This window comes from Oleiphilus sp. HI0132 (genome assembly GCF_001635845.1).
Genome location: NZ_LWGJ01001187.1, coordinates 1 through 4401 on the forward strand (window position 1 = coordinate 1; position 4401 = coordinate 4401).

Consider the following 4401-nt stretch of genomic DNA (forward strand, 5'->3'; position numbering starts at 1 on the left):
ATGAGACTGCGAAAATGAATCCTGTATCAAATGAAAAAAGGGGAGAACGTTGCGAGTTCTGTTATGAACTGTTCACCAATCACTCAGTTTTATGATTATAGTGATCAATCTTCCGACAAGCATGAGATAAGCGACCATATGCCGGTAAAGGTAGGTGAAAGTTGCGGAGAGGATATTGATGATGCCATTACAGCTTCCGCAAAAATCATTTGGTTTGCTACAAAAAATAAGTCTGCGCTTGAAGTTGAGAATTATCTGAAAGAGCATGTATTTGTAAGCCCCAAGAATAATAAGGGTATAAAAGATGCTGGCCCTGGTGTTTGCTACAAAAAAGACGAAGGTTTCTTTTCATGGCTGTTTTAAATATTCAGAGCATATGCAATCAGAGCCATTCTCTACTTGGGTAAATAATTAACGGAAAAAACAATGAGTGCAATTCGTGACGAGCTTGTAGCAACGGCCCTAGAATGGCAAAAGAGGTTTGGTGTTGCTCCTGCTATTACTTCTGCAATATCAGAGCTTGATGCAGCATTATTAGTGGGAATGACTGAAAACGAGTATTCATCGTTCATGCAATCTCAAACTGCTGTGCAGAAAGGTCATGATTTTGTTTTCAAAGGTATTCGTTATCAAGTTAAAGCAAATAGACCTTCAGGAAAGCCAGGAAGCAAAGTAACACTTGTTCCAAAAGCAAAAAACTATGAATGGGATATCCTTGTTTGGCTTTTATATAACAAAGAGTACGAGCTTCAAGAAGCTTGGGGATGGCAGGTTGATACTTATAAACAAGTGTTTCATGAGATCAAACGTCTCTCGCCAAAGCATTATCGTGGTGGAAACAATCTATTGATAAAATCATCTCAATAAGGCGGAAAAGGTTGGGCACGTACTGTGCCCAGATAGCTAAATTAGGTTCCAAGCTTTGGCAGCACGAATCCAAATATAAACAGCAACTATTGCTAAATATGGATCTACTGGTGTCATAAAGACCTCCCATCAATCAAGGTGAATCGGAGATCATAGAATGCGCTATATATGCAAACCTTTGGTGATCAAATGCTTACGAAAAACATCGCTTTATAGCTTATTAAAGGGCGAAAAATTAGGAATGGAGAAAGATATGGAATTTCTAGATCTAAAGGGAAATATGGTGAAGTTTGAGCCTTTTACAGAACGCAATGTGCGTAGCGAATTAATTTTGGCTATGCCAGGTGAAAGGCATATGGATGTAGCTAAATCCTATCGAGATATGCTTCCTGGAGACAAGAAGGATTCCGTTGTGGTTACTGACTTAACTTCAAGTATCAAACTCTAATATAACGGAAAAGGTAATTGTATGATGTCAATGAAACTCATCAAGGGAGTGATTATATGTCTTACTTCTCTTTGTCTGATCTCTTGCGGGATTAATAAAATAAAAATTGCTGACAAAGCTACAGGCCCTAAGGAGTTGTACGTTAATCTTTCAAGAGACCCTCTTCTAATAACAATAGAGCTAAAAACCATACTCGAATCTAAAGGGTATAAAGTAGCTCTTAGTACTGAAGAATCAAGTAAGGAAGTAACTATTCATTCAGATTCAAACACTGAAACTACTTATAAAAATGTTAGTTCCTCGAATAATAGGTATGAGCTAATGCTCGGCTATCAACCTATTCAAGACAGAATAAAGCTCATCGTGGCATCAGTAAGAGATCGAGAAAAGAACAAAATTCTTGGCACTTGGCGCTGGTCTTGGAGTCAAATGATCCCTGCTCCTACTATCGAAGGCGCGATTTACCTAGTTGAAGAAAATCTATTGGCTAAAGTATTTGAATAAGAGCAGGGCTTAGCGCTTCTAATCGAACGGAAAATTAGGTTTCTGGTCAAGAGGATAGTATGACGACTTATTCTGTAACGTGTACGGTACAAGGCCTAGAACCACTTCATGTCGCGTTGCTTGAGCAGGCTGGTTGCCACGTTACTGATGATCGAGTTAGCTATGATATATCTCTCCAAACTGAAGAGACAGATAACGAATTTACTGAAAGGTCGAAGAGGTGGATCAATAGGGAACTATCTCGTGTGAACGCTTTAACTGAAAGATTCTTCGAAGCCACCGCTTTTGAATTCGAGCCTCGTATTGGGAATATCACTGTTAGACCTGCTGCGGCATGGGGGTATGTGCCACAAAAGCCTCCAAGCCATAATGGGTGGGAGGATGAGGGTCTAGAGTTTCGTCTTAATGCATGGAATGTAGCTAGTAAGACAGAAGATGTAGTACTACGATTTGTCATGCTTGATACGATCTGCGAATCCACTGAGGTCAATCAGGACTGGGCAGATAGAGATAAGTGGCCTCCTCGCTTTGCTGAGGTTCGGCTTGTTCGAAACTTGTTAGTTCATGGGAAGGAAGAAGCTAGAGGTGAAGTCCTTCAATATCTACAGCTATGTACTAGAGATATCCAGGGCAATAGATTTACTAATCGCCATAAACATCTCGAATTAGCTAGACTAAGGGCTCCCTTTCTATCATTAGCGGTATGGAGAGTCATTATCGATGGTTGTGTTGACACTGAAGTTGATCTCTACGCCGATGATCCCGCACCAATTCGAGGTATCTTCACGATAGATGAAGGCCCGTATCCAATTGTTAATCAAAACAAGAATAGTTAAACGGAAAAACGGAAAAACGGAAAAGGAAAAACAGGGAGAGATTATGGGTGTTTATAGTTGTTCTGACTGTGAGAGTCCAATTCAAGCTAAGGAAGCAAAATTCTGTACTCATTGCGGTTCGAAGATAGCTCACCCTGTCGCTCCTGAATACTTAATACCTGGAAAAATTGAGCAATGGAATTTGTTGTTAATTGGCTTCTGGTTGCTTTGGGCGTTAGGAGCTATCGCTCTGCTCATTAACTCGACAACAGGGAATTGGTTTTTTGTTTTTCTAGGGGCGATAGGTTTGGTTTGTGGTGGTATTTACCTTAGCAAAAGTAAACCTATAAAAGTTACTCAGGATGTTCTCATTGATAAGAGAAAGATCCGGTGTGAAAACTAACGGAAAAACGGGTATATGGAAGAAATCGAGTTACTAGCTATTGATATTGAAACAACTGGTTTAGACCCGAGAGATCATCGTATATGTGAGTTTGGGGCAGTCAAATTTAATAGCCTTGGCGAAATTATTGATACCTTTTCAATTTTAGTTAATCCAGGTCGTTCAATTCCTTTTCCTGCATATAAGGTACATGGAATTAAAGCAGAAATGGTTGAGAATGCTCCAACTCCAAGAGAGGGTTGGGATCAGCTTTTGGAATGGGCAGGATCAATTAACCCCTTTGTTTCTCATAATGCGTCATTTGAATGTGGGTTTATACAAGCTCTCTATAAGAGCAATGAAGATAAGCCCAATTTCAAAATTTACGACACACTTAAACTTTCACGAAGGCAATTAAAAGATGAGAGCAGTTATAAGTTGGAAAAACTGATTCCATCTCTTGCTGGAAAAGGTCATAGAGCACTACCTGATGCAGAGGCATGTGCTGAACTATTCTTAAAAATTGCAAAGACTTACAAATCCAACAGGATACCCAAAACTAATGAGAAAGACTTTTGGGCTATTGATTATTTTGAAGAAAACAAGCCTTCTAATAAACAGCTCAGCTATATTGAATCTCTTGGTGGCGATCAGGGCTTACCAAAGACCAAAATGGAAGCTAGTGAATATATTGATGAGCTGAAAGGTTTAAAGGAATCTGCTGAAAGGGAAGCAAACCGACCTTTAAAAGAATCTTCTGGAAGCGGCATGGTAATGTTTGCAGCAATAATATTAACCATCGTTGTAGTAGCCTATTTTGTTGGCTAAACAAATAGAACGGAAAATATCATGAGTAATAGTAATGTTGTCAGTATTGATAAGCCTCGTTGTTCCCGTTGTGGGAAGTTCAAGCCTGAAGAAGAGCTAAACGGTTGTGATCCGCTGGCACCTTCAGGTCAAAAGTTCTCAAATGCATATTGCCGAAAAGTTATGGAGTGCTGTAGCGAAGAATCAATTGATACCATTGAGAAAATAACATCTCAATTGGAAAACGATGAATAGTGTGAAACTAAAACGGAAAAGCGGAAAAATTAGAAAACACTATATCTTCCGTCGCCGGCCACAGCGATCGATACTAGATGTTGTGTTTTTAACAGAAAAGGATGTTTGTAATGTTTCCTGTAAATAAGAAGCGAATGCACCGACTTGATCGTGAAGGTGCATTTAAAAGAAAGCCTGTGAACAATACTAATGCGAACATCGATATTGATGTTGTAGGTATCATCGGGACTTTACTTAGGGAGTCTCCCTTTTTGTTTATAGGTTTGGGGGCATTAAGCTTTCTTAAGAATAATACCGACATTAATTTTACAATCGTTCTTGTA

9 protein-coding genes are annotated in these 4401 nt (G+C 39.3%); all 9 read left to right on the top strand.

The window, feature by feature from the left end; genetic code table 11:
- The first annotated feature begins 30 nt into the window (after positions 1–30).
- Positions 31–363 carry a hypothetical protein gene (locus A3766_RS17020; RefSeq protein ID WP_068642566.1) on the top strand — a complete coding sequence of 111 codons (333 nt, stop codon included), beginning with the start codon at positions 31–33 and terminating at the stop codon, positions 361–363.
- Between the two features lie 63 nt (positions 364–426).
- Positions 427–867: a hypothetical protein gene (locus tag A3766_RS17025; RefSeq protein WP_068510663.1), complete on the top strand. Its 441-nt coding sequence runs from the start codon at positions 427–429 to the stop codon at positions 865–867.
- A gap of 253 nt (positions 868–1120) precedes the next feature.
- Positions 1121–1315, top strand: coding sequence for a hypothetical protein (locus A3766_RS17030; RefSeq protein ID WP_156508944.1), 195 nt, complete (start codon positions 1121–1123; stop codon positions 1313–1315).
- A gap of 21 nt (positions 1316–1336) precedes the next feature.
- Positions 1337–1819 (top strand): hypothetical protein, encoded by a 483-nt coding sequence (locus A3766_RS17035; protein WP_068510665.1) that lies wholly within the window; start codon positions 1337–1339, stop codon positions 1817–1819.
- A gap of 59 nt (positions 1820–1878) precedes the next feature.
- Complete coding sequence (locus tag A3766_RS17040; RefSeq protein ID WP_068642568.1) at positions 1879–2655, top strand: hypothetical protein; 777 nt, start codon at positions 1879–1881, stop codon at positions 2653–2655.
- On the top strand, positions 2630–3037 hold the full coding sequence (locus A3766_RS17045; protein WP_156508945.1) for a hypothetical protein: 408 nt from the start codon (positions 2630–2632) through the stop codon (positions 3035–3037). Before A3766_RS17040 ends, A3766_RS17045 begins: the two co-directional genes overlap by 26 nt.
- A 15-nt stretch (positions 3038–3052) precedes the next feature.
- A complete protein-coding gene (locus A3766_RS17050; protein WP_068509515.1) occupies positions 3053–3844 on the top strand; it encodes a 3'-5' exonuclease in 792 nt (263 codons plus the stop codon).
- Positions 3845–3865: 21 nt separating this feature from the next.
- On the top strand, positions 3866–4078 hold the full coding sequence (locus A3766_RS17055; RefSeq protein WP_068509518.1) for a hypothetical protein: 213 nt from the start codon (positions 3866–3868) through the stop codon (positions 4076–4078).
- A gap of 110 nt (positions 4079–4188) precedes the next feature.
- The coding region (locus A3766_RS17060; RefSeq protein WP_156508946.1) for a hypothetical protein at positions 4189–4401 on the top strand (213 nt) is incomplete at its 3' end.